22 protein-coding genes are annotated in these 23810 nt (G+C 50.2%); 10 read left to right on the forward strand and 12 right to left on the reverse strand.

Annotation, left to right across the window (positions count from 1 at the left end):
• Window positions 1–33: 33 nt before the first annotated feature.
• The 4 genes from V7P87_RS06080 to V7P87_RS06095 all read right to left on the reverse strand — a co-directional run bounded on the left by V7P87_RS06080 (window position 34) and on the right by V7P87_RS06095 (window position 4173).
• Window positions 34–1218 carry an MFS transporter gene (locus tag V7P87_RS06080; RefSeq protein ID WP_333796634.1) on the reverse strand — a complete coding sequence of 395 codons (1185 nt, stop codon included), beginning with the start codon at window positions 1216–1218 and terminating at the stop codon, window positions 34–36.
• A gap of 581 nt (window positions 1219–1799) precedes the next feature.
• Complete coding sequence (locus V7P87_RS06085; RefSeq protein ID WP_333796635.1) at window positions 1800–2354, reverse strand: hypothetical protein; 555 nt, start codon at window positions 2352–2354, stop codon at window positions 1800–1802.
• 376 nt (window positions 2355–2730) lie between these two features.
• On the reverse strand, window positions 2731–2946 hold the full coding sequence (locus V7P87_RS06090) for a hypothetical protein (protein ID WP_333796636.1): 216 nt from the start codon (window positions 2944–2946) through the stop codon (window positions 2731–2733).
• Window positions 2947–2952: 6 nt separating this feature from the next.
• Entirely contained in the window at window positions 2953–4173 is a 1221-nt protein-coding gene (locus V7P87_RS06095; RefSeq protein ID WP_333796637.1) for a mechanosensitive ion channel family protein, read from the reverse strand.
• A gap of 172 nt (window positions 4174–4345) precedes the next feature.
• Between V7P87_RS06095 and V7P87_RS06100 the strand changes: the two genes are divergently transcribed.
• Complete coding sequence (locus tag V7P87_RS06100; RefSeq protein ID WP_333796638.1) at window positions 4346–5254, forward strand: hypothetical protein; 909 nt, start codon at window positions 4346–4348, stop codon at window positions 5252–5254.
• A 148-nt stretch (window positions 5255–5402) separates the two neighbouring features.
• On the opposite strand, the gene V7P87_RS06105 is transcribed toward V7P87_RS06100, so the two are convergent.
• Entirely contained in the window at window positions 5403–8645 is a 3243-nt protein-coding gene (locus V7P87_RS06105; RefSeq protein WP_333796639.1) for a DEAD/DEAH box helicase, read from the reverse strand.
• A gap of 237 nt (window positions 8646–8882) precedes the next feature.
• Between V7P87_RS06105 and V7P87_RS06110 the strand changes: the two genes are divergently transcribed.
• Complete coding sequence (locus V7P87_RS06110; RefSeq protein WP_333796640.1) at window positions 8883–10976, forward strand: amidohydrolase family protein; 2094 nt, start codon at window positions 8883–8885, stop codon at window positions 10974–10976.
• Window positions 10977–11089: 113 nt separating this feature from the next.
• Here V7P87_RS06110 and V7P87_RS06115 read toward each other — a convergent pair whose 3' ends face one another.
• Window positions 11090–11710: a hypothetical protein gene (locus tag V7P87_RS06115; protein ID WP_333796641.1), complete on the reverse strand. Its 621-nt coding sequence runs from the start codon at window positions 11708–11710 to the stop codon at window positions 11090–11092.
• A gap of 430 nt (window positions 11711–12140) precedes the next feature.
• Here V7P87_RS06115 and V7P87_RS06120 point away from each other — a divergent pair, with 430 nt between their 5' ends.
• Complete coding sequence (locus tag V7P87_RS06120) at window positions 12141–13223, forward strand: M35 family metallo-endopeptidase (RefSeq protein WP_333796642.1); 1083 nt, start codon at window positions 12141–12143, stop codon at window positions 13221–13223.
• Between the two features lie 145 nt (window positions 13224–13368).
• Window positions 13369–13857, forward strand: coding sequence for a hypothetical protein (locus V7P87_RS06125; RefSeq protein ID WP_333796643.1), 489 nt, complete (start codon window positions 13369–13371; stop codon window positions 13855–13857).
• A 56-nt stretch (window positions 13858–13913) separates the two neighbouring features.
• Here V7P87_RS06125 and msrA read toward each other — a convergent pair whose 3' ends face one another.
• From msrA to V7P87_RS06145, 4 genes are all read right to left on the reverse strand, one after another.
• Window positions 13914–15215, reverse strand: a complete 1302-nt coding sequence (msrA, locus tag V7P87_RS06130) for a peptide-methionine (S)-S-oxide reductase MsrA (protein WP_333796644.1) — start codon at window positions 15213–15215, stop codon at window positions 13914–13916.
• Window positions 15216–15288: 73 nt separating this feature from the next.
• Window positions 15289–15708, reverse strand: coding sequence for a DUF3429 domain-containing protein (locus tag V7P87_RS06135; RefSeq protein WP_333796645.1), 420 nt, complete (start codon window positions 15706–15708; stop codon window positions 15289–15291).
• 148 nt (window positions 15709–15856) lie between these two features.
• A complete protein-coding gene (ubiA, locus tag V7P87_RS06140) occupies window positions 15857–16726 on the reverse strand; it encodes a 4-hydroxybenzoate octaprenyltransferase (RefSeq protein WP_333796646.1) in 870 nt (289 codons plus the stop codon).
• Window positions 16726–17289: a chorismate--pyruvate lyase family protein gene (locus V7P87_RS06145; protein WP_333796647.1), complete on the reverse strand. Its 564-nt coding sequence runs from the start codon at window positions 17287–17289 to the stop codon at window positions 16726–16728. The genes ubiA and V7P87_RS06145 overlap by 1 nt, the downstream gene beginning before the upstream one ends.
• Window positions 17290–17528: 239 nt before the next feature.
• Here V7P87_RS06145 and V7P87_RS06150 point away from each other — a divergent pair, with 239 nt between their 5' ends.
• The gene (locus V7P87_RS06150) at window positions 17529–17930 is read left to right on the forward strand and encodes a flagellar basal body-associated protein FliL (RefSeq protein WP_333796648.1); all 402 of its coding nucleotides are present in this window, start codon (window positions 17529–17531) and stop codon (window positions 17928–17930) included.
• 81 nt (window positions 17931–18011) lie between these two features.
• Here V7P87_RS06150 and glpG read toward each other — a convergent pair whose 3' ends face one another.
• On the reverse strand, window positions 18012–18860 hold the full coding sequence (gene glpG / locus V7P87_RS06155; RefSeq protein ID WP_333796649.1) for a rhomboid family intramembrane serine protease GlpG: 849 nt from the start codon (window positions 18858–18860) through the stop codon (window positions 18012–18014).
• A gap of 6 nt (window positions 18861–18866) precedes the next feature.
• Window positions 18867–19190, reverse strand: coding sequence for a thiosulfate sulfurtransferase GlpE (gene glpE, locus V7P87_RS06160; RefSeq protein WP_333796650.1), 324 nt, complete (start codon window positions 19188–19190; stop codon window positions 18867–18869).
• A 208-nt stretch (window positions 19191–19398) separates the two neighbouring features.
• Between glpE and V7P87_RS06165 the strand changes: the two genes are divergently transcribed.
• The 5 genes from V7P87_RS06165 (at window position 19399) to V7P87_RS06185 (ending at window position 23776) form a co-directional block, all read left to right on the forward strand.
• Complete coding sequence (locus V7P87_RS06165; protein ID WP_333796651.1) at window positions 19399–19989, forward strand: LemA family protein; 591 nt, start codon at window positions 19399–19401, stop codon at window positions 19987–19989.
• A 5-nt stretch (window positions 19990–19994) separates the two neighbouring features.
• A complete protein-coding gene (locus V7P87_RS06170; protein WP_333796652.1) occupies window positions 19995–21881 on the forward strand; it encodes a M48 family metallopeptidase in 1887 nt (628 codons plus the stop codon).
• Window positions 21882–22000: 119 nt separating this feature from the next.
• Complete coding sequence (locus V7P87_RS06175) at window positions 22001–22465, forward strand: hypothetical protein (protein WP_260655246.1); 465 nt, start codon at window positions 22001–22003, stop codon at window positions 22463–22465.
• A gap of 94 nt (window positions 22466–22559) precedes the next feature.
• Complete coding sequence (locus V7P87_RS06180) at window positions 22560–22718, forward strand: DUF2256 domain-containing protein (RefSeq protein ID WP_296297727.1); 159 nt, start codon at window positions 22560–22562, stop codon at window positions 22716–22718.
• A gap of 71 nt (window positions 22719–22789) precedes the next feature.
• Window positions 22790–23776 (forward strand): hypothetical protein, encoded by a 987-nt coding sequence (locus V7P87_RS06185; RefSeq protein ID WP_333796653.1) that lies wholly within the window; start codon window positions 22790–22792, stop codon window positions 23774–23776.
• Window positions 23777–23810 lie beyond the last annotated feature (34 nt).

Consider the following 23810-nt stretch of genomic DNA (forward strand, 5'->3'; position numbering starts at 1 on the left):
CTTTGAAAGCGGGGAACGATGAAACAACGCCAGTTAAAATTTGCTCTGATAAAACTTTGGATTAAAACGGCTTGCCATACCCATCAACAGCACGGCCATAGCCGCCAGCAATAACCAGCTGATACTAAAGCTTTGGCTAAGATCGCGGATAAATCCGGCCAATAACGGCGAAAAAGCCGCCAGCGTATAACCTATGCCCTGTACAAAAGCGGTCAGGCTTGCCGCCGCAGTGGGCTGATACTGATGGTCCATCGCGACAATTAACGACAATGGAAAGAGCCCGCCTATCCCTAAACCTAATAAAGACGCCCATAACAACCCCATAGCCGGAGCCAGCACTAAACCGGTAAAACCCAGCGCCATCAGCACTAATAACCCCAGCAACACGGGACGACGGTCTGTATTACGGCTGGCAAGCCAGGGGCTGATAAAACCTGACACCACTTCCATACAAAGTAATAAACCCAGCAGCAAACCACTTTTTTGTTCAGTCCAGCCCTGCTCGACATAATAAGCAGGTAACCAGGCGAGTACGCAGGTAAAAGCACAGGTAACCAGACCGAAAAACAAAGCTAAAGTCCAGGAGCGGCCATAACGGCGAAAACTCAGCGGTTTTTGCTCAGTTTTTGCAACGGGTAAAGCGGCGATCTGCCCTTTTTGCAAACGCCAGCACATTAACGCCAATACAGACAACAACACCCAGCCGGATAACGCCAGCCGCCAGCTTTGTGCCCAGTCTGCCCAAAAGGCCGCTAACGACGCAGTGAAGGCGGCGCCGGCGATAATGGCAGAAATATACCAACCCATAATTAACGGCGCTTGGCTGGTAAACTTTTGTTTAATCACACCAGGCACCACGGCCTGCACCATCGCAATGCCTAAACCGGCCAGGATAGCGCTTAAGGTTAAATCCAAAGCGCCAACAGCCCAATAACGCTGCGCTGTGGCCGCAGCAATTGCCAGCGAAGCCCAGAAGATCACCCGGTAAACGCCAAAACGCACCACCAGCTGATGCGCAAAAAAGATGCCCAACCCCATCGCCAGCACCGGCAACATGGTTAATAACGACGCCTGCGTAAAAGATAAATGCAGTTCAGGTTGCATCAGCGGCAATAAAGGCCCGATAGATGCCATTGAAGGTCTTAACGTCAGGGCAATCAACATCAGGCTGAGCACTAACATCCAGCTTTGGGTTGATAAGGTTTGGCTTTTTGTCATCACACTACTCAATCTGCGGCATCCGCTGCTTGCACGGGTTCCAGCTACAGCATGCTAAAAAAGGCGCGCAGATTAACATAATTATCACGAAGCAGACGAATCATCAGGCGGAAAGGGCAGTACCCACGCCAAGCTATGCATATCGCCGCACATAAACGGCGACTTTGGCAAAACAAATGTGTGTGGCCAGTGGCAATGCCAGCGCTACAGAAAAAGAAAAAACCTTAGCATCAGGGGATGAAGGCCAGAGCTCGCAAAATGCAAAGCCTGACCCTGACGGTTCTGGTGATTGATGGCGATTTATCGTAAAAGGCAAAAAACGAGATGTCCCCCGGTTTATTGCCTGCAGACATTTTTAAAAGCACAAGGGTAGCATTCTGATTAATAATGAAATTTATATTCACTAAAACAAAAGCTCTGCACGAACGAACAAACCAACCACCGGCAACTACTGCGTTCGCCCGTTCGCGCCTCCCGCGCTCACTCTTGAATGCTCACTCCGCAGTTCCCGGTTGTTGGTTTTTGTTGTGATGATTGATGGCGATTTATCGTAAAGGCAAAATGCGAGATGTGACCCTATCCTACTTCTTTTGTCGGCTTTGCCACCAAAGTATCATCATTAAAATTAATAAAAGCGTCCCCCAAGGATAAAGATAATTTACGATCCAAGATTTTTCGAATTCAGGGAGGTTGTAGCCAAGAATAACGAAAGGACTTCCAATCATCGTAACACCTGCTAATGCAGAACCTTTACCCTTCGAAGTGGTAAGGAATATAAGTACAAGCAAAAGCGCCCATGGCGCGATTTGATATGATAGTCGTTCAAATTTGTAAGATGAAAATCCTGGCTGAAATTTGAACTCCATGGGGCTTTTCTCGGCTTCTACCATAAGCCTGTTAAAATACAATTTGCTCGGAGATTTTTCAGGAAGAGTTTCTATTTTCTTTTCTAACTCCACAATTTCGTTGATTATCTTAAGCTCGGTACTGATTCTGTTTAGCTTCAAATAACCTGTGTAGGATTCATATGTCAATAAACAGGCCGCAGCCAAGAGAAACGTCAGTACAATAAATGTCAGCCTTCCCCAGGTGAAGTTTTTAAATAAACTTTCAAAAAATCCAAAAATACTTTCCATGATTGACTATTACTCCTAACAACTTAATCAACGGGAAAAACTACAATTAAAAGCGTGGTTTTTCCGTCTTTCATTCCAATATGCATCAACGCTACAGAAAAGTATGATTCGCGACAAGTGGTTACAACAGCGGCAATTTTTGCATGGTATAAAAGCCTGGAAAACCCGCATAGCTGATTGGCAACGAATCAGTGACAATACAATAAGTAAACTGAGGCTATCGAAATAAAAGATACCCATCACCCTGCCAGCGCTTTCCCTCCCCGTTTAGCCGAGCCGATAAAAATTGAAAGTTTGAGGTTTTAAGACGCCAACTGTTTGAAGCGACCGACGCTAGCGGTCGCTGAGTTTTGGCGGCGCCTCAAACTTTTGATTTTTAGCGGGCTTTCGAAGGCTTACCGGGGTCGTTTTTTGCGTCACTTTTTGTCGATACAAAAAGTGACTCGCCCGCGGGGGCGAAACCCCGCTTCAACAGCGCCATCAGCTGCAAGCTGAAAAGCGTTCGCGCCATGCCGTTGGCATCAATTGCACCGCATTGGTGGTGCCAAACAAAGCCGCCATCCGGCACATTGCCTTCGGCTAGTAAGCCCATCAGTGGCTAACCCAGTTTTAACTGCCTTAAGTCATACCCCGAAGGCTGCTGATAAACCCGCAAATCAAACTCACTAATAACAGCAAAAATATGGTCAAAAATATCACCTTGCACCGCCTCATAGTGCAACCAGGCGGTATTGCTGCAAAACGCGTAAATTTCCAGCGGAATGCCGGTAGGGCCCGAAGGTAGCTGCCGTACCATGCGGGTCATATTTTTATGAATATCAGGGTGTTGTTGCAAAAACTCGGTGAGGTAAGCGCGCAAGGTGCCAAGGTTAGTTAAACGCCGCCCGTTCAGCACCGAACTCATATCACACTGGGCGTTATAAGCTGTGATTTCCGAGAGCTTTTTCTGTAGATAAGGCTGCAGCAAAGTCGAGCGTTGCAAGCGGTTGATATCTTCTTCTGTTAAAAACCGCACACTGCTGGCCTCAATAAAGACCGACCTTTTTATCCGGCGGCCACCCGACTCGCTCATGCCACGCCAGTTTTTAAAAGAGTCGGAAATCAGCGCATAAGCCGGAATACTGGTAATGGTATTGTCCCAGTTGCGCACTTTGACTGTGGTCAGGCTCATTTCTATTACTTCGCCGTCGGCACCATATTTAGGCATTTCCAGCCAGTCGCCTAAGGCGAGCATACGGTTGGCCGACAACTGAATACCGGCAACAAAACCTAAAATCGGGTCTTTAAATACCAGCAATAAAATGGCGGTCATGGCACCAAGGCCACTCAATAACAACAGCGGTGATTTACCCAGCAATAACGACAACGCCAGAATCAGCACCAATACCGACGTCAGTAGTTTCAGGCTCTGAAATAACCCCCGGATCGGCGCCTGTTTACCCAGCCCCTTTTGTTGTAACAAAGCTTCCAGCGTATTAAGCAGCGCAAAAAAACTGGCGGTACCAAAACCTAACACCCACAGCTGGGTCAGCAGGTTTAATAAATGCAGGGTTTCAGAGCCCGGCTCCAGCCAGAAGTTGGCCTGCCACATCAGCACCACACCCTGCAGCGTAAAGGCCAGCCGGCTTAATAAATGGCTTTGCCGCCACAAGGCCTGCGCACCTGATCTGGCGGCAATAACACGCAACAAACCATGGTGTAACAGCAGATGCAGCCCCAGCGACAACAACAGAATAAACAACAACACCAGGCCATAATAGGCCAGCAGCGGGTCCAGCCATGGTTGTTGGCCGGCAAAGGTCTGCAGCAAAGATTTCATAAGGCTCCAGCATTTTTCACAAAGAATTTCAGAACTTTAACTTGATCACAGCGATAAAAACAGCAATTGCTCAGGCACCAGGCACGCGCTATTTGTTCCCAACTCAGCAGCAGCTTGCGGCTGCTGTTGAGTCTTGTTATGTTAACCCCAGTCCTTTTTACGGAACACCCAAATGCGCCAGTTCTTCGCCATTTTGTTGTTGTTCACCACCAGCGCCAGTCTGGCGAATACCCCAACCACCATTCACTGGCTGATGGTGGATTTAGCGCCATTTCGGCTGATGCATGGCCCTGAACAAGGCAAAGGCTCCAGCGATCAGATGGAACAAATGTTGATCAAACTGTTGCCGCAATATCAGCATCAAAGCCGTTTTGTTAGTTTTGAACGACGGGAAGTGCTGCATGCCGACCCCTCCGCTTTATATTGCAGCTTTGGTGTATTGGCCAATGCCGATCGCAAAGCCAAGATGCAGTTGTCTATTCCGGCCGCAGTGGTGATGCATATTGCACTGGCCACAGTGCGCGGCAGCGCCCTTAGCCAGCAGCTACAACAGGGTGGCGTTGCCGACTTACAGCAGTTATTAAGCCAGGGCAAATTTACCGGTTTGTTGGAAAAAGGCCGCAGTTATGCACCTGTCATAGAGCAGGCACAGCAAAACTCCCGGGGTTTATTGGCCGAGCGCAGTTTTATGGAAAATAACCCGGTGGATTTATTGCTGGCTGGCCGTATTGATTTTTTAATTGATTACCCGCACCGCATCAGCTATCTGCAAAGCCGCTCACGCCAGCCGTTGCTGGATTTAGATTATTACCAGATAGCAGGCGCCGAAGGCCGTGCCGCCACTTATGTGGCCTGTAGTAAACACCCTAAAGCTGCTGAAGTCATTACAGCGGTGAATCAACAGCTGCTGCAATTATGGCCGGATCCGCTGTATCAAAAGCATATGCTGAGTTGGTATGACGATGAAAGTAAAAAACAGCTGCAACAACTGATTGGCCATATTCAGCAGCATTTAGTGGATGACACTGCCAAAACATCGGCACCGGCCGGCGATGCCAAAGCCAAAACACCAAGCCAATAAAGCTTTTATATTGTGAGCACCAGTTATTTAAAGTAAAAGTCGTTTAAGGTAAAAGTCGTGTGGGTTCAAAGTCGCCTGGAGGATTCGCCGCCAGAGGACAAATCATCTGCGGCAACCCCTGTTGCCGCAGGTCTCAGTGACAACCTGCTTAAGCCCTGGCGCCCGGTAAAGCTTTGGTGCCGGCTTCGGCCACCACCACTTCGGTTTCAGCAAAAAGCGACAATAAATCCTGTGCATTGCCCTGCCATAACTGGCCTTTACCACCGGCAAATAACTGGTCGGCCAAACCTTGCTTAAACTGCTGTAATTTTTGCACTTTTTCTTCAACAGTGTTGCGGGCTATCAGCTTATATACAAAGACTGCTTTGTCCTGACCAATACGGTGGGCGCGGTCTGTTGCCTGATTTTCCGCCGCCGGGTTCCACCAGGGGTCGTAGTGGATCACGGTATCAGCCGCCGTCAGGTTTAAGCCGGTCCCACCGGCTTTTAAGCTGATTAAAAACACCGATGTTTCACCGCGCTGGAAAGCGTCAATCTGATCCTGGCGTTTTTTAGTTTGGCCTGTCAGCTTACTGTATGAAATGCCCAGATATTCCAGCTCCTGTTCAATCAGATGCAACATGCTGGCAAACTGGCTGAATAACAGAATTTTGCGGCCTTCCTCCAGCATCTCCGGCAAATTGTCGCGTAACCACTGCAACTTGGCGTTATGTTTCACCGACTGCGCCTGCTCTATCGGCACCAGCCGGGCATCACAACAGGCCTGGCGCAGTTTTAACAAGGCATCCAAAAACTCAATCTGACTGGCCGCCACCCCTTTGCGCAGGAATAACTCCCGCACCTTGGTTTCCATCACCAACCTGATACTTTCATATAAATTGCGCTGGTCACTTTCCAGCTCCAGCAATTGCAGAATTTCGGTTTTATCCGGCAATTCGGTGGCCACCTGCGACTTGGTGCGGCGCAGCATAAAAGGCGCAATTTTTTGCTTTAGTGCATAAGCCCGTTCGCTGTCCCCTTGTTTTTCGATAGGACGACGGTACACCTGCAGGAAATGTTGTTCTGTGCCCAATAAACCCGGCAACACAAAATCAAATAAGGATTTGAGCTCGCCCAGATGGTTTTCCAAAGGGGTGCCGGACAGCGCTAAACGAAAATCGGCTTTTAACAACCGTACCGACTGCGCCGCCTGACTGCCGGCATTTTTAATATGCTGGGCTTCATCCAGAATCACAGCGCTAAAACGGCTTCGCTGGTAAAACGCAATATCACGCACCAGCAGCGGATAACTGGTCACAATAATGTTGTAGTGCGACAGCTGCTCAAATAAATGCTGACGTTTGGCGCCATAAAGCTGCAACACTCTCAGTTCAGGGGTAAAACGTGCCGCTTCCTGCTGCCAGTTCCCCAATAAACTGGTGGGGCATACGATCAGCACAGGCGCTGTTAACCGGCCGGCTTCCTTTTCGTTTTGTAAAAAGCTTAACGCTTGTAAGGTTTTACCCAGGCCCATATCGTCGGCCAGAATACCGCCCAAGCCATACTGACGTAAAAAGCTCAGCCAGTTCAGGCCCTGCTGCTGATAAGGCCGCAGTTCTGCCTGCAGGCCTTGGGGTTTAGCCACTTCGCTGATGCCGGCAAAATTATGCAGCTGACTGGTTAACCGCTCCAACCGGCCAGCGTTCAGATACTGAATTTCCGCAGCGCCAGGTGGCGGTAATAACGCTGCTTTAAAGTCGGGCAGCTCCAGCATTAACGGCGATTTGCTCAGATTCAGCAGTTCAATAATGGTATCAATCAAAGGCTGAATTAAACTAACCGGCAGCGCCAGCTTGCCCTGGGGTAAACTGAGCCAGATTTGCTGGCCTGCACTCGGCAAGCCATATTGGCGCAGCCATTGGGTAATAAGTGGCAGCAGCGGCACCTGCTGGCCGTCGATATCCACTGATATGCCCAGCTCAAAACCACCCTGCTTGCCGTCTTGCACCTGCAAATAGGGCTGAGCGGCCAGAATATCTAAATTAAAATCCGGTGCCTGACTCACCCGCCAACCCTGCGCTGTTAAATCGGGCACCGCCTGCAATAAGGGCTGCCACAACTCTGGGTTATCCGGGCCTTCACCAACACCAAACAACACCGGCTGCGCTTGTTCCGGTAAAGCCACCAGGCCATAACTTAACAACTGCTCCAGTGCCTGGGTTTCATCAGCACGGCTGCGTTTAATAAATACGGTGCGATGCGGCTCTTTCACTTCGTGCTGCGCCTGCTGTAAATCCAGCGGTAACACAAAGTCACCATAAGCAAAACCCAGTTGTGCTGTTGGTTTTTTCGCCCCGCCCTGCTGCGCCTGCATCAGTAGTTGCAGCACTGGCACAGGGCTTATTTCCAACCGCTCCAGCGCCACACCTTTGGGCACAGGCAAACTGACTTTATGGAATAATTTCTGCAGCTTAGTAACACTGTCCAGCACCACGTCATTGGGCACAGGCGGCATTTTTGCCAGCAGCTTTAACTCGCGGCCGGTCAGCTCGGTGTCCAGTAATCCAATGACAAAATGGGTGGTGTCCAGATAACAGGGCGGCGTGGTGTACACCACTTCCAGCTCGGCATCGTCGCCTAAATCCCACACCAGCTGATGACCGTTTTTGCCGGCCAGCCACTGCAGTTTTAACGGTCTGGGGGCACCTTGCTGCAGCTCGTGGCGGGCTTCACCAAAATAACAACGGCCCGTTGCCATAATTTGCTGCAGCAACTGATAACCCCACTCGTCTTCCAGCAACGACTGTTCGCGGATATTTTGTGAGCGGAACTGATTAATTAACCGAAAATCGGCTTCTTCTATCCAATAAGGCACTAAATAACCGGAAAATTCCTGCGCGCCTATGGTTTGGCCTTTGCTGTAACCGCCTTTTTTATTTTGTTTTACCCGGCGTGGATACAGCTGCAGCCCGGATTGGCCATAACTTAAGATATAAAGCACAACATCTTTGAGTTTTTCCAGGCTGGGGTCGGTTTTGGCCAGCCGTTCAACGTCGCTAAACCACTGACTCAGCTGACGTAGCGGCAGCTGCTGCAGGCCAAGTTGCTGCTGCTCATACACTTGTTTTAGTTTAAGCAGCACCGCCAGCACATGTTTGCAACGACCGCCCACAGGGCAGCTGCAGGAGTCCGTTAAACGCCATTCAGCACCATGGGGTTTCAGCGATAAAAACTGCCGGTACGGCGACAAAGCCTCGCCCCATACCTGAGCGCTGATTTGCGACAGATCTTCGCTGTATTCCAGTTTGATCACTTTGCCAGCCTGCCAATAAGCGCGGGCGCGCTGAAAAGTACCGGGATCAAACCAAAGTTGCAGCGTGGCTGCACTAACAGGAAACACCACTTCAGACATGCAAAAGTTCAATTATTTCAGGCAAAGGGGGCTTATGCTACCGCAAATCGGCCGCCGGCCAAAGTCTGACCTGCGTTGCCGGCACTTTTTTTGTGATGATCTGACACAGCAGCCAATCCGTTGCCAAAGAACGGGCTGTAGTCGCCCCCAGCAAACACAGCAGCTAAAGCTACATTGTGTTTTTGCCAGCGGCTTTGTTATTGTCGTGTTTTATGTCCGCAATTATTAAGGATTTTTATGCGTCTTCGTTACCTTGCAGCTCTGCTGCTGGCCAGTACAGCGCTGCAGAGCATGGCTGGCGAACAGCGCCGTTACACTATTCTGGTCGACAACGGCGTGAAAGCCGGGGAGCAAATTGTCGATGTGGCCGATAATGGCGAACTCAAAGTACGGTTTATTTTTAAAGACAATGGCCGCGGCCCTGAGCTCAACGAAAGCATCAAGCTGAACGCCGACGGCACCATTGCCAGCTACAGCGGTCAGGGCAAATCCACTTTTGGCTCTGTGATCAACGAAAAATTTGACCGCCAGGGCGACAATGCCAGCTGGAGCACTGGGGAGAAAAAAGGCCAGGCCAAAGTGACAGGCCCGGCCCTGTATTTACCGGTCGACGGCTCGCCTGAACTGAGTTCAGTGGCCATTGCTGCTATTGCCAAAACCGGCGGTAACAGCATTTCATTATTACCTTCCGGCACCCTGACCCAACAAAAGGTTGCGTCACTGATTGTGGAAAAAGACGGGGAAAAACAGCAGGTACAACTGCTGGTACAAACCGGCGTTGGGCTGGAACCCAATCTGGTGTGGGCCACCAGCGGGGAAAACCCACGTTTATTTGCCAGCATAGCGCCTGGTTATTTAACGCTGATTGAAGAAGGCTGGCAGCACAATGCCGACACAATGGCACAGCTGCAAAAACAAACCGAAACCAAGCTGTTATCCAGCCTGGCCACCGACATTCCAAAGGATTTACCTGGCCTGACGGTGCTGCGTAATGTGCGGCCTTTTGACAGCGTAACGGCACAACTAGGTGCGCCGTCGGATCTGTTTATGCTGCGGGGCAAAATTACTGCCATAGTGCCAACCGGCACTTTAGCCACCAAAGCGCAAAACAGCATCGACGGCAAAGGCCGTATTGTGCTGCCGGGTTTATTTGATATGCATGGCCACTTGTCACGCTGGGAAGGTCCACTACATTTAGCCGCCGGTGTCACCACTTTGCGTGATATGGGCAATGACAACGCCAGTATTCAGGCCATGATCAGCGAAACAGCCACCGGCGAGCTGCTGGCACCCACAGTGGTACCAACAGGGTTCCTCGAAGGCGAAAGCCCATATTCAGCACGCAACGGTTTTGTGATCAAAGACTTAGCCGGTGCTAAATCGGCCATCGACTGGTACGCTGCTCATGGTTACCCGCAGCTGAAAATTTATAACTCTTTTCCCAAAGCCATTTTAAAAGACACTGTGGCTTATGCCCATCAACGGGGTTTAAGGGTCAGTGGCCATGTGCCGGCCTTTTTAAAAGCGGAAGATGTCATAGCTGCAGGTTATGACGAAATTCAGCACATTAACCAGTTATTGCTGAACTTCCTGGTCAAACCCGACACCGACACCCGCACCCTGGAGCGGTTTTATTTACCGGCCAAACAGGTAGCCAGCCTGGATTTACAGGGCAAAGCGGTGCAGGACTATATCAAGCTGATGAAAAACAAAGGCATAGTGGTAGACCCAACTTTGGCGACCTTTGATTTTCTGAAAAAAGTGGATGGCACTGTCGGCGAGCCATGGCAAGCCATCGTTGATCATTTACCTCCTGATGTGCAGCGCAGATACGCCGCAGCCGAGCTGGATATTCCGGATGCGGCAACAGCAGCACTTTATGCCAAGTCTTACGCCAAAATGGTGGAGTTTGTGGGAATGATGTACAAAGCCGGCATTCCGGTGGTGGCTGGTACCGACGAGCTGGCCGGTTTTACCTTACAGGGTGAACTGGAACTGCTGGTGAAGGCGGGTTTAACCCCGGCGCAGGCGCTGCAGGTTGCCACCTTAAATGGTGCCCGTTACAGCAAGGTAGAAAGCACAAAAGGTCAGATTGCGGTTGGTAAAGACGCCGACTTATTGCTGGTGGACGGGGACCCAACCAAAAATATTGGTGATATCCGCAAGCTGGCGCTGGTGATCACCCAGGGCAAAGCCATGTATCCGGCTGATATTTATCAGGCCATGGGCATCAAACCTTTTGTCAGCGACAAACCTGTGATTGAACGTGCGCCAATGCCTCAGGGCACAGCCAGCAACAGCGCCAAACATGGCCACAGGCATATGCATTAAGGCTTTAAAACGCCCAATAAAAAAACCGCCTGCAGGCGGTTTTTTATTGGGGTAATTTTTTTAACTGTGCTTTATCTGTAAACAGGGCTTATCTGCAGTTGCAAATCAGTCGGTTAAACAGAACGACGACGACGCAGTGCCAGCAAGACCAAACCTAACGCCAGCACAGACAGAGTTGAGGCTTCATCCACTGTCACACTCTGCGGCTGCACCGGCGCAGCGCTCACCTGCACATCATCGAGGAAATTCCCCACTGTGCCGTTGTTTAATGAAGTAAAACGAATGGTACTCAGCAGGCTGTTAGCGGTAAAACTGCCGGTAAATTTCAGCCACTGGCCCAAAGAGTGGTTGTTCACTGTGGTTTTAATATCACCAATGCTGAACAAAAAGGCTTCTTTATTATTGGTACGGGCGCGGTACATAAATGAAAAGTCATAAGTTTTGCCCATTTCAGTGGCAAAATTCTGATAGATCTCCCAGGCACCTTTGTTGCTGCCGTCGGCATTTAACTCTGCATGCTGATTGCCTTCAGCGGCTTTGATGCCGTTTAAGCCGTGCCAGATTTCGATATTACTACCTTCCCAGCCAGCCACCTGGGTGGCACTAAAATACTTCCAGTTGTTTTTGGCCACCACGTTGGCTTCAAAACCACCGTTAATGATCAGCGTGGCCTGAGCGGCAACAGACCAGAGAGATAAACCAACAACCAAAAATGCGGTGGTTAAAAAATTCATGTGTGCTCCGTTTTTAACAGCATCAGGTGACAAGGGGCGCGCATTTTAAACGGTAGCAGCTGGTCTGAACAGTTCTTTTTTTAACCAAAAGCTAACATCAGTAAGGTACTGCAGTTAAGTTTCTGATTGCTCGAATAAAATAAATTTTATTTTTACAAAAATGCGCTGCTGCTTGCACAGTGAGATTTTGTGCCACAACCCAGCAATCCAGATAACCTCCAATCTACCAAACCACAATAACCAATTGAATATAAATAACATTACTCTCACCCCTCCAGCAACTGCACTTTGAATAGCGGTTTTTCTCTGTGCAATTTACAGAAAATTACAACTGTAAAAACCTTATTGAAGAATTTCGTTTATTAGCCTTTAATGGTTAAGCATTAAAAATGCAACATTACAATAAAATAGTTAATAAAAAGGGAACATGATGAAACACGCTCATTATTTGCTGGGTACCCTGCTGGTTGCCGGGCTGTTCAGCACTCAGGCGCTGGCTGATGGCATTCGCGCCAGCCTGGCATTAAGCAAAACCAATTTTACCTCGGCCGAAGACATTAAAGTTCAGGTGACGCTGACCAACGAAGAAGCGGTACCGGTACGGGTATTAAAATGGTACACCCCGGCTGAGGGGGTCGAAGAAGCTTTATTTAAAGTGTCGGTCAACGGTGTGGAAACCGACTATCTCGGTGCTCATTACAAAAGACCGGCCGCACAACAAAAAGACTATATCCAGCTGAAAAGTGGCCAAAGTGTCAGTTATGAAGTGGAATTGTCTTCCCTGTACGATTTAAGCAAAACCGGCCAGTATGAGATTAGCTACCATGCTGAATCTTATACCTTATTTACCAACAACCCTGGTCAGGACAAAAAGCTGGCTCGCCTTGGTATCACTGGTATCAGCTCAGCACCTGTCAGCTTTTATCTGGAAGCCAAACAAGGCAGCATCACCACCACAGCCAAGCCAGGTGATGGCGGCGGCACTACGGTCAATGGTGTGACTTTTACCGGCCGTTGCAGCAACACCCAGCAAACCTCCATTCTGGACGGTTTAGCTGCAGCTAAAACCATGTCAGCTGATGCCAAAAACTACCTGACCAGCTACTCAAGCCCAAGCAGCTCAGTGCGTTACAAAACCTGGTTTGGTAACTACGATGCTGGCCGCTGGAGCACAGTACGGGGTAACTTTAACAATATCGACAGTGCACTGAATACCCAGCCACTGACCTTCGACTGCAGCTGCAAAAAGTCTTATTTTGCTTATGTCTACCCAACCCAGCCGTACAAAGTGTATTTATGTAACGCCTTCTGGACTGCACCAACCAGCGGTACCGACTCTAAAGGCGGCACCATAGTGCACGAGATGAGCCACTTTAACGTGGTGGCTGGTACTGACGATCTGGCCTATGGCCACAGTGCAGCTAAATCGCTGGCAATCAGCGACCCGGCCAAAGCAGTGCAAAATGCTGACAGCCATGAATATTTTGCCGAAAATACACCGGCACAGAACTAACAGTGCTCTCAAGCACAACACCGGCCTGATGTGATGATCAGGCTGGTGCACGCAGCAGGAACGGGTTATGGTAAATACAAAATCATCACCCGTTTTTTTTCAGATGCCAAAATTCATTCTGTTCTGTGTATTGCTGGGAGTTTTTATGCCAAACACCGGCCAGGGCGCCCAAGACAGCCAACAGCTACCGCTGTACTGTAGCACCAGTGCCGGCAGCGAAGCCTGGCAGCTGCAGGTGCAAATTCAGAACAAAGACACAAATCCCTGGCTGATCCTGCGTTGGCACAGCCCATTGGACGCCTGGTTTAGTGAGTTTTTACATATCAGCCAAAATGGCCAAAAGCTGCTGTATCAGGGAGCCAAAGCCAAAAGAGGCGAACCGGCCGAAGAAGATTTATTGTTGTTAGCACCGGGCGAAATCCATACCGAATGGCTGGATTTAACCCAGGCGTATCAACTTGCTATGGTGCCTGCATTGGTGCAGTTTTCGCCCATCGCCGTGATGCCACATAAACCAGGTCAGGCGCTGCGCTGGCAGAGCGACCAACAACAGCAGTTGTTGTGCCCTGAGCTGAGGTTATTACCAACAGGCGGCGCACCCCAGCCGGCGTCACCACAAACCGGCGAGCGCTAAAGCCGCCATAACTAAAACCACCAAAATTAAAGCAGCCACAACTAATGTCATAGCGGTCAACTGCCACGCGGCACAAAATCCAACACTGTGGCATTAATACAATAACGGGCGCTGCCATTGGGGCCGTCAAAAAACAAATGGCCTAAATGAATGCCGGACTTTTTCGCCCGGATTTCAGTACGCTGCATACCATAGCTGTTATCCGGTTGTTCTATCACAGCGCCTTTTACCGCCCGGCGGAATGACAACCAGCCAGTACCCGAATCAAAACGGTCACGGGTATCAAACAAGGGCTGGCCACTGAGTTTGTCGGTAAAAACACCGTCCGGGGTGTTTTTAAAAATTTCATATTGCTGGCAAAACCTGTTGTCGGTGCCTTTATCAAAGGCCACCCGAAAGGCCTCAGAATCACCCAATTTAAAATACCCCAACGCCTGATAAAACTCAGCGGCACTCATGGCGCCCTGACGACCGAACTGTTCCACGCCATTGTCTAAAAACAAAATAGTGGGAGTGGCAAAAGTGGGCGTTTTTAGGCTCAGCCCCTGCAACTGCTGCGCCCGGCGAAAATGCATCGGAATCGAACCCTGATAATGATCCGCCACCTCACGTTTAAAAATGGCGCAATAAGGGCAATACGGCGCGTCTATTACCAGAATATGCTGGCCTGTTAATAATGCGCTGTTATCGGGAGTTGTATCTGGCGTGGCTTCTGATTGAACGGCAAAACGCACACCTGTGGCATGATCGGGGCAATAACCAGCCGGATTTTTGGCCAGATAATCCTGATGATAATCTTCGGCCGGATAAAAACGCTTCAGTGCTTTAATTTGGGTTTGAATTTCACCATAACCTGCCGCTGTCAACAGTTGCTGATATTGCGCCTTTAATGCCAAAGCTGTTTGTTGTTGCTCTGGCGTGCTGTAAAGCACTATCGAGCGGTATTGGGTGCCAATATCATTGCCCTGCCGGTTTTTCTGGGTGGGGTCGTGCTGCTCAAAATAAAACTGCAGCAAGGTGCTGCTGCTGATCAGCGCCGGGTTGTAAGTCACCTGCACCACTTCGGCAAAATTATCCGGATTCATCCGCTGCTCCGGCGCCGTGATGGCCTGATAGGTCGGGCGCACACCGCGGCCATCGGCATAACCTGCTACCGCGTCGACCACGCCGGGCAAAGCTTCAAAACGTTTTTCCACACCCCAAAAACAACCGGCGCCCAGCACCAGTTGCTCCAGGGCAGCTTTGTTTTGTTCAGCCCTGACCACAGGACTGCTGAGCAGCAGACCAGCCACTGTGAGGCACAAGGCGCAGCTCTTAAATACAGCTTGAAGGCCAGCTTTTAATTTGATCTTGTTCATCTGCATTCCTGCGATCTGCTGTTGCTGCAAGATAAGACAGGCACTGTTGGCAAAAACTTTCAGCGCACCGGCGTTATTGCCGCAGCAAATGCCATATCAGCAACAAATGACAACACACCACCACCAGAGTCAGTCTGTTGCGCAGCTGCAAATACAGCGGATGATACTGCTGGTCCAGCCCAAACCAGCGCTCGCCCAGCCTTAACAGTAAAAACAGCTGCAGCTCAATCGCCAGCAAGGCGCTGTCGGGCAAGACACCGGCACTAAAACTCAGCACCGGCAGCGCTACGGCAAAAATAGCCAGGGGTTTAAAGGGCGCTTGTTGTGACCAGACAGGCCACAGCACACCAGCCATAAAAGCCAGAATAATGGCGCTGTAGCGCTGAAACATCGCCAGCGCGTCAAAGCCCGGCAGCAGCGGCCACCACACCAACGAGGTTAATAACAAAAAAGGAATTAAGCCGGCATAACCCAGCGCTTGTAATAACCGCATACTGCTCTTCGCGAAAATCTGAACCTGAATTTTATACGCAGCAACAACCCGGCTGGATTAGCTATGGCCAAACAGCCAAAAACACATAGGCAGGCAGCAGCAAAACTGCCGCAGCCTGAAGAAGAAAAACCGGAAGAAAAAACTGAATTTACTGCCAGATTTGGCCAGCCAGGATGCCGGCAAAAATCACCATACCCACATAATGATTGTGTAAAAAAGCGCGGAAGCAGCCGTCGCGGCCACGTCTTGCCATCCGGTGCTGCTGCATAAACAGCAGCAAGGCCACCACCAGCGCTACACCAAAAGGCCAGCCCAGACCGGCAATAGCACCGGCCCACTCTAAAAGCGCCAGCGCCCCAAGCTGCAGTATGGCGATGATCCACAGGTTATAACGGCCAAATAACCGGGCGGTCGATTTTACACCGATTTTTTCATCGTCGTTTTGATCCACCATGGCGTAAAAAGTGTCGTACGCCACTGTCCACAATAAATTGGCGGCATAAATCAGCCAGACCAACAGCGGCAACTGGCCCTGAATCGCCATAAAACTCATCACCATGCCCCAGCTAAAGGCGGCACCAAGCACCACCTGCGGTAAATGGGTGACTCTTTTCATAAAGGGGTAACTGGCCGCCAGCACCACAGCCACCAGCGACAGCAGGGCGCTGCGCCAATCCAGAAACAATAACAATGAAGCCGACAACAATAATAACAACACAAACAGCTGCAAGGCTTCAGTGGCACTGACTTCCCCAGTGGCCAAAGGCCGCTGTTTGGTGCGCTCTACAGCGCCGTCAAAGTGGCGGTCAGCATAGTCGTTAATCACACAACCGGCAGCCCTCATCAGTACTACCCCCAGGGTAAACACCAGCAACATCGACCACTCCGGCATGCCATCACTGGCCAGCCACAAAGCCCAATAAGTCGGCCATAACAATAAAAAAGTGCCAATAGGTTTTTCCAGCCGCATCAGTCTGCTGTAGGGGCGCCAGTTTTGCAGTGTTAATGCTAATTTCATCAATCCAGCCATCCGGTTAAAAATATTTCCTGTACCAGAAATTCATGTTGTTGCAACGAAAAATACGAGCGCCTTCCCCAGAGTTCGGTGTGCGCCGCGCCAGGCACTGCAGGCAATTGCAGCCCTTGTGGCAAACAAAGCACCTCAATACCACCACGGCTTAAACCGGGCTGGGTAAAAATGTATTCCCCCAGCGGCTGCTCACCCAACATCGCCAGCGGTTGCAACGCAGCTATGGTGCTGTCGGGTAACCAGCTTTGAGCAAAAACCGCAGGCTGACCATCCAGTGACATCAGCACTTCACGACACAAACCATGGCTGCATTGCCAGCGGCTGACCAAAGCCGCGGGTAACGGCTGATGTTGTTGTTGCAACAGCTGCAGGTGAAAACCCGGTTTGTAGGCCTTGAGCAGGCGGGTTAACGACCCCTGCGCCGACAACCAGGGCAACCAAACCGGCGGGCAAGATGCCGATTCCAGCGCACGCCAGAGCGAAGATTCAAACAAATGTTCGGGACTTAACAGCATAAACCAGTGATCAACAACAAAAACTGGCGGCATCATAACAACTTCAACCGGCTTTTTCAGCACAGCCAGTGATCAGAGTGCCTGGGTTTGTGCGTAAAAATAACCAGCTGCTCTGGCAAAGTAACAGCCTGTGATCATAGTTAATAGGCCGCACCAGCCAGGTGGCTGATTGTGGCGAATTGGCAGGGGCAATTGCTGTTTCCTGATAGCCAGCTCTGACGGCCTCAGGTACACTTGTCAGCCTCAGGAGTTCAACAAATCTCAGTGTGGTTTAGATGAAAAACATATTTGCGCTGCTGTTGTTATTGGTAAGTTCGGTTGCACTGGCCCAGCAGGCGGCACCAGCCAAGCCCAAAGTGGTTTATTACGGTTTTGATCCGGATATTGTGACCAATTACGTGACCACAGGGCAAAAAAGCCTGGGTTATGTACGGGTGACCATGGAGCTGATGATTAAAGATCAAAAATATCTGCCGATTATTGAGCACCACGAACCACTGATCCTGAACGCCATAGTGGCTACTTTTGGCAAAGAGCCGGAAGATATTATTAAGTCGCTGACCGGCCGTGAAGAAATCAGATTAAAAATATTGCGTAATCTCAATGAGTTACTGAAAAAGGAAACAGGGGTAGAAGCAGTACAGGATGTGCTTTTTACCAAGTACCTGTATCAATAACTGCAGTGCTTTTCACGATAAAAAAACGCCGGCATGCCGGCGTTTTTTTATCGTCTGGGTTTAGTCAGGATTTAGCTTGTGCTATGCAGCCTTGTGACTTTGTGTTGCAGGCCTGGATTGTGCCAAGGCCAGCAACATGCCACTGCCAAGGCCAAACAGATGCGCCCAGTTGGCGGTATTGACCCACAGCATGTCGGCAAAACCGAGCAGTAAAAACAGCAACGCCATGCCAATATCGGCGCGCCCCAGATGCAGCGGCTGCTGCTTAAAACGCCAGCCGTACACCCAGACAAAACCAATCACCGCGTAGACCACACCGGACAAACCACCAAAATTGGCGTCTTTAAATAAAAACTGCGCAGTATTACTGAGCACCGCCGCCACCAGACTGAGCCAAAGCAGCACAAAACCACCAAGTTGACGTTCTATCCGGCCAGCAAATAACCACCAGGCGAGCAGGTTAAATATCAGATGTGCTGCCGAAAAATGCAGCAGCGCAGGCGTCAGCCAACGCCAGCTGAACCACTGTTGCAGCTCACTGCTGTTGTGAAAAAACGTCAGTGTCTGATACAAAGGCAAAGGCCAGATTTGCTGGGCTACAAACACCAGCACACAGCATAACGCGATAGCTTGGGTAACCAAACCCGACATCAGCCGCATCCGCTGCCAGATATCACCAAGGCCAAGGCTTTGGCCGGCCACAGCAGGCTGATTGCGGCTCCAGGCTGCCTGACTGTACTTGTCCAGTTCCGGGTTTTGTAAAAACAGTTCCAGCTCCTGCTGCACCTGTTCTATACAGTCGGGCGCGCTAAAAATCTCCGCCCGTTGCGGGTTTTGCACCACCACACTGACATGCCAGCCTTGACTCACACAATAATCAGCAAAGGTTTGCGCCGCGCTGGCAGAATTCAGCTCAGCCAGTTTTAACATCGGCTGTTATTCCTCGCCGCGGCTAAAAGGGTAATTATGCCGCCAGCCTTCAAAACCTCCGTCCATGCTGTACACCTCTTCAAAACCCTGCTGCGCCAGATATTGCGCCGCACCCTGGCTGGAGTTGCCGTGGTAACACACCACCACCACAGGGGTATGGTAGTCATGCAGCTGGGTAAACTGATGCAGGCTGGTATTGGTCAGGTGATAGGCACCTTCAATATGACCGGCATGAAAACTTTGTTCATCGCGGATATCGGCAATCACTACTTGCTTTTGTTGTAATCTGGCAAAGGTTTCAGCAATGGAAATATGTTTAAAATCAGACATAACAACCTCAAAACAACGGATGGTTCCGGCCACAACAGGCCGGCAATGTTGAACGCCATAGTAGCCCAACCGCAGAAAAATAGCAGCCAAAGCCCTGTTGTTTTAAGGTTTTGCGCCTTGCCGCACCTTTGCTATTAATTTAATGTTAACGGTGCTAGAGTAATTTTTTGTTCGCCGCAACCATCCGCACTCAATGTAGGGAGACTTTATGAGCAGCCTTATTACCTTATTGATCATTGGCTTATTATTGTTATACGTCATCAGTATCTTTAACCAGTTGGTCAAACTGAAAAACCGTTTTCAAAACGCCTTTGCCCAGATTGAAGTGCAGCTTAAACGCCGTTATGACCTGATCCCTAATTTGGTAGAAACAGCAAAAGGTTATATGTCACATGAAAGGGAAACGCTGGAAGCTGTGATCCAGGCGCGTAATGCCGCCTTTGCCGAGTTAAAAGTCGCAGCCAATAACCCGTCAGATGCCGGCGCCATCAGCCATCTGGCCAGCGCCGAAGCCACACTGCAAGGCGCCATGAGCAAGTTTAATATGGTGATGGAAGCTTATCCGGATTTAAAAGCCAACGAAAATATGCTGCAGCTATCGGAAGAGCTCACCTCCACCGAAAACAAAGTGTCTTTTGCCCGTCAGGCCTTTAACGACGCGGTGACCGCCTATAACAGCTACAAACAGAGTTTCCCGCCTGTGATATTTGCCGGCATCTTTGGCCATCAGCAAGACGCTAAACTGCTGGAGTTTACCGACACTGTGGCCATTCAGGCCGCACCTAAGGTGAGCTTTTAATCCCGATGGCAGTGGATTTTTTTCAGGCGCAGGACGAGGCCAGACGCAACACTAAACTGCTGGTGTTTTTATTTGGCCTGGCCGTGCTGTCGCTGTTAGTGCTGACCAATCTGTTGCTCTGTATCACCCTTGGTGTGATGCAGCCTGAACAAAGTGCGTTACTGCTGAACCCACAAGATCCGCAGTTTTGGTCGGCTCTGCCGTGGAAAGCCATCAGCATCACCAGTCTGGTGCTGATTTTGGTGATCAGCATCGTGATTTTGTCGAAACAAGCCGAACTGAGTAAAGGTGGCAGAGTGGTCGCTCAGGCCCTTGGCGGCGAATTGTTGATTAAAGCCAATGCCAACGAACAACAAAAAGTGCTGCTGAATGTAGTGGCCGAAATGGCCATCGCCGCCGGTGTGCCTGTGCCGCCGGTGTATTTGTTGCCGGAAAAATCTATTAATGCTTTTGCTGCCGGTTATTCACCGGCCGACGCTGTAATTGGCATCACCCAGGGCTGCCTGGATCTACTTAGCCGCGACGAATTACAAGGGGTGGTCGCCCATGAGTTCAGCCATATTCTGAACGGTGATATGCGGATGAATATCCGGCTGATTGCGCTGCTACACGGTATTTTGTTTATTGGCCACGCCGGTTATTACCTGCTGCGTAGCAGTGGCCGCAGCACTGCAGTGTTAAGCTCAGGGCGTAACAGCAAAAATAACGGTGGTGGATTGCTTGGGCTGGCTTTGGGGTTGATGGTGCTGGGTTATCTCGGGTCTTTTTTTGGCAACCTGATCAAAGCCGCTGTCAGCCGGCAACGTGAATTTCTGGCCGACGCCAGCGCTGTACAATTTACCCGGAACCCCCAAGGCATAGCTGGCGCGCTCAAAGCGATAGGCGCTGCCAGTGTTGGCAGCAGGGTACAAAACCCCAATGCCGATGAAATGAGTCATTTATTTTTTGGTGAAGCCATCAGCCGCTGGACCAGTTTATTTGCCACCCATCCGCCTTTGGCAGAGCGGATTAAAAAAATTGAGCCCACTTGGCTTGGCCAGTTTCCCAATGCCGAACAACTACAAAAACGCCGTCAGGGCAATCACAACAACACAGCAGCCAGCAGCACAACGGCAAGCTCCACAGTACAGTCTGCCAGGCCATCACAGCCGCAGGCGGCAGCACTCTTAAATGCCTTACCCGCCTTGTTATTGCACAGCAGTCAGCACGCTCCGTCGGCACCTGCTTTGTTATGCGCCTGTCTGGTGCAGCCAGAGCAACTGGCCAAACACTGGCATTTGATTAAAGAACTGGGTCAGGACGGTTTATTGCAGGATGTGGATACCTTGTATGATCAGGTGCAGCTGCTGCAACCTTTGCAAAAACTGCAGCTGCTGCAGTTAATAGCCCCCAGCCTGAAACAACTGACCGCCTGGCAGTTCCGCGAACTGAGTGAACTCTGTCAGGCCATGGTGCAAGCCGACGGCCAGCAAGATTTGCTGGAGTCCTGTGTGCTGGCTTATCTGCAGCTGTGGATTGGTGTGCACTTTGACAGCAGCCTGCTGCATAAAAAAGACCGAGCCAGCCGTTTTCATCAGGTTCAACAACCAGCTCTACAATTGCTGAGCCTGTGTGCTGCACAAAGTACAGATCCAACATCGGCCTGGCAGGCCGGTTTGGCCGCTGTGGCGTTAGACGCCCACACAGCGCAGCCCGAAGTTAGCCCGGCACAATTGTCAGAGCTGCTGCCGGAATTAATCCACACTGCGCCTATGCTAAAAAAACAACTGGCCGAGATGCTGGAAGCGGCTGTGCTTGCTGATAAAAATACCAATGAAAACGAGGCGTTATTGCTGCAGCTGTTGCTGATGGTGCTGGAGATCCCAAAAGTACCGAGCGCCTGGTCACGCTAAGGGCTGCGACTTGCAACCGGCATCATGTCGAAAAAACCGCCAGAGCCAGCGAATTTATTCTTTAGCTCTGGCCTTGCCTTAGGTAGAATGTGCGCCCTTTAGTTAGTGGATCCACCCTGATGTCCGATCAACGCCTGTTTTTAGTTTACGACGCTGCCTTTGATGATATGGACGCCGAAGGCTGCCCGGCATTTGGTTATGTGTTGTTATTTACCGAACAGGATGTTGAAGAATACCGCTCAGGTGAAAACCCGCCTTTCCCTGCAGTGTCGCTGTTATTTACCGATCATGCCGACGGCAGCATCAGTGGTGACCTGTTAGGCTGGGCACAGCTGGATCACGAAGTATTCCGCACCTTCCCGCTGGGTTACTTTTTTATGTTAATGGAACAAGCCGCTCAGGTGGCCATTAACGCTTACCGTCAGGTCGGTCAGGTGCCGGATAAACTGATTGCGCAAAACATGCCACAAGACGACTTGATTCAGTTTGATGTGCAGTTTGGCGAATTGCAGTTGTCCGACAGCGACGCCGAATTGCAGCTGGCACAACAAATGATGGCCGGCCGCCCTTACCTCGACTCTTAACCTTTGCTGGCCCGGCCTTTTGCTGCCGGGCGCAATCCAAGCCCCCGTTTTCTCCGTAAGCTGCTGTATCTTTTATTATTCAGACAAAATTCAGATGGCCCATCACAAACTGCATTTGCCGGAAAAAATCTGCTTATGTTGTGGTAAAGCTTTTGCCTGGCGCAAAAAATGGCAACGCGACTGGCAACAGGTGAAATATTGTTCAGAACGTTGCAGAAAAAATCGCCACCCGCGCGACAACACAAATGCATAATTGTACCGACAATCACATTTAACTTTGTGTTAACGTCGAATAACCTGATTTGCAAAACAAGGAAGCTTCTGATGAAAACCACTTTTCTGCTGAGTCTGCTGATGTCTGCCCTGCTCAGTGGCGCTGTCGCCGCTGACACTGATCTGAGCCCTTATCAGCCACTGCTCGAACGTCAGCAATACCGCAAACTGCAACAGCAACTCTCTGCCGTGCCCGACTTTGCCAGCCAGCCGCAACTGCAGTTATTGCACTACAAAACCATGTTGTCACTGGGCGAAGATGAGGCCTTAGAACCGCTGTTGGAAGCACAGCGCAAACAATATCCGGCCGACGCTGAGTTATTTTACCTGTCTGCCGCCAACAAATTTAATCTGGCCCAGGCAGGCAGTTTGTTTTCGGCACCAGGCCGGGCTAAAGCAGGTCTGGCTTTGTTACAACAAGCCATTGCACTTCAACCGGATGAAATAAAATATCAGCAGGCGCTGGTAAGTTTTTATGCCGCAGCGCCCGGCATCGCCGGTGGTGATATCGACGAAGCCAATAAAGTTGCAGAAGCTATAGCCAAAAAAGATGGGGTACAGGGCGTTCTGGCCAAAGCCAAAGTGTTGCAGCAGGACGATGTAAAAAAAGCGCTGCAGCTGTTAAAAACCGCTATAGAGCAACAGCCGCAACAGGCCGAGTTATTGCAAAGTTATGCCACATTGCTGAGCATGGATAAACAGCATCAACAAGCCAGCAATTACCACCAGCAAGCTGCCGCTTTATTTACCGAACCCGGCAAACAATATGAAAGTTTGTATCAGGTGGGCCGCCTGGCTGCGGTTGAAGGTATTGAGCCTGACAAAGGCGCACAGGCGCTGAGTCGTTTTATTGAGTTTTTCCGCGACAGTGACCATCCGTCTTATGCCTGGGCTTTATTGCGCCTGGCGCAAATTCAGCTCAAAAGCCAAAACAAAGCCGCAGCACAGCAAACCATAGCGCCGTTACTGGCGAAAGAACCGGCGCAGAAAAACCTGCGTAACGAATTAAAAACCTTTATAAAACAATTAAAAGGTTAATAAGCAACGGCAGCGTTTTGGCGCTGCCCTTTTC

It is taken from the genome of Rheinheimera sp., from assembly GCF_036782235.1.
Taxonomy (GTDB): domain Bacteria; phylum Pseudomonadota; class Gammaproteobacteria; order Enterobacterales; family Alteromonadaceae; genus Pararheinheimera.

Excerpts from the sequence above, each read along its gene's own strand:
- V7P87_RS06080 (WP_333796634.1), bottom strand. The coding sequence starts at position 1,218 with ATGACAAAAAGCCAAACCTTATCAACCCAAAGCTGGATGTTAGTGCTC.
- V7P87_RS06170 (WP_333796652.1), top strand. The coding sequence starts at position 19,995 with ATGGCAGTGGATTTTTTTCAGGCGCAGGACGAGGCCAGACGCAACACT.
- glpG (WP_333796649.1), bottom strand. The coding sequence starts at position 18,860 with ATGTTAAAACTGGCTGAGCTGAATTCTGCCAGCGCGGCGCAAACCTTT.
- V7P87_RS06115 (WP_333796641.1), bottom strand. The coding sequence starts at position 11,710 with ATGAATTTTTTAACCACCGCATTTTTGGTTGTTGGTTTATCTCTCTGG.
- V7P87_RS06090 (WP_333796636.1), bottom strand. The coding sequence starts at position 2,946 with ATGGGCTTACTAGCCGAAGGCAATGTGCCGGATGGCGGCTTTGTTTGG.
- V7P87_RS06105 (WP_333796639.1), bottom strand. The coding sequence starts at position 8,645 with ATGTCTGAAGTGGTGTTTCCTGTTAGTGCAGCCACGCTGCAACTTTGG.
- V7P87_RS06135 (WP_333796645.1), bottom strand. The coding sequence starts at position 15,708 with ATGCGGTTATTACAAGCGCTGGGTTATGCCGGCTTAATTCCTTTTTTG.
- V7P87_RS06110 (WP_333796640.1), top strand. The coding sequence starts at position 8,883 with ATGCGTCTTCGTTACCTTGCAGCTCTGCTGCTGGCCAGTACAGCGCTG.
- ubiA (WP_333796646.1), bottom strand. The coding sequence starts at position 16,726 with ATGAAATTAGCATTAACACTGCAAAACTGGCGCCCCTACAGCAGACTG.
- V7P87_RS06165 (WP_333796651.1), top strand. The coding sequence starts at position 19,399 with ATGAGCAGCCTTATTACCTTATTGATCATTGGCTTATTATTGTTATAC.
- V7P87_RS06150 (WP_333796648.1), top strand. The coding sequence starts at position 17,529 with ATGAAAAACATATTTGCGCTGCTGTTGTTATTGGTAAGTTCGGTTGCA.
- V7P87_RS06100 (WP_333796638.1), top strand. The coding sequence starts at position 4,346 with ATGCGCCAGTTCTTCGCCATTTTGTTGTTGTTCACCACCAGCGCCAGT.
- glpE (WP_333796650.1), bottom strand. The coding sequence starts at position 19,190 with ATGTCTGATTTTAAACATATTTCCATTGCTGAAACCTTTGCCAGATTA.
- V7P87_RS06185 (WP_333796653.1), top strand. The coding sequence starts at position 22,790 with ATGAAAACCACTTTTCTGCTGAGTCTGCTGATGTCTGCCCTGCTCAGT.
- V7P87_RS06085 (WP_333796635.1), bottom strand. The coding sequence starts at position 2,354 with ATGGAAAGTATTTTTGGATTTTTTGAAAGTTTATTTAAAAACTTCACC.
- V7P87_RS06095 (WP_333796637.1), bottom strand. The coding sequence starts at position 4,173 with ATGAAATCTTTGCTGCAGACCTTTGCCGGCCAACAACCATGGCTGGAC.
- V7P87_RS06180 (WP_296297727.1), top strand. The coding sequence starts at position 22,560 with ATGGCCCATCACAAACTGCATTTGCCGGAAAAAATCTGCTTATGTTGT.
- msrA (WP_333796644.1), bottom strand. The coding sequence starts at position 15,215 with ATGAACAAGATCAAATTAAAAGCTGGCCTTCAAGCTGTATTTAAGAGC.
- V7P87_RS06145 (WP_333796647.1), bottom strand. The coding sequence starts at position 17,289 with ATGATGCCGCCAGTTTTTGTTGTTGATCACTGGTTTATGCTGTTAAGT.
- V7P87_RS06125 (WP_333796643.1), top strand. The coding sequence starts at position 13,369 with ATGCCAAACACCGGCCAGGGCGCCCAAGACAGCCAACAGCTACCGCTG.
- V7P87_RS06175 (WP_260655246.1), top strand. The coding sequence starts at position 22,001 with ATGTCCGATCAACGCCTGTTTTTAGTTTACGACGCTGCCTTTGATGAT.
- V7P87_RS06120 (WP_333796642.1), top strand. The coding sequence starts at position 12,141 with ATGAAACACGCTCATTATTTGCTGGGTACCCTGCTGGTTGCCGGGCTG.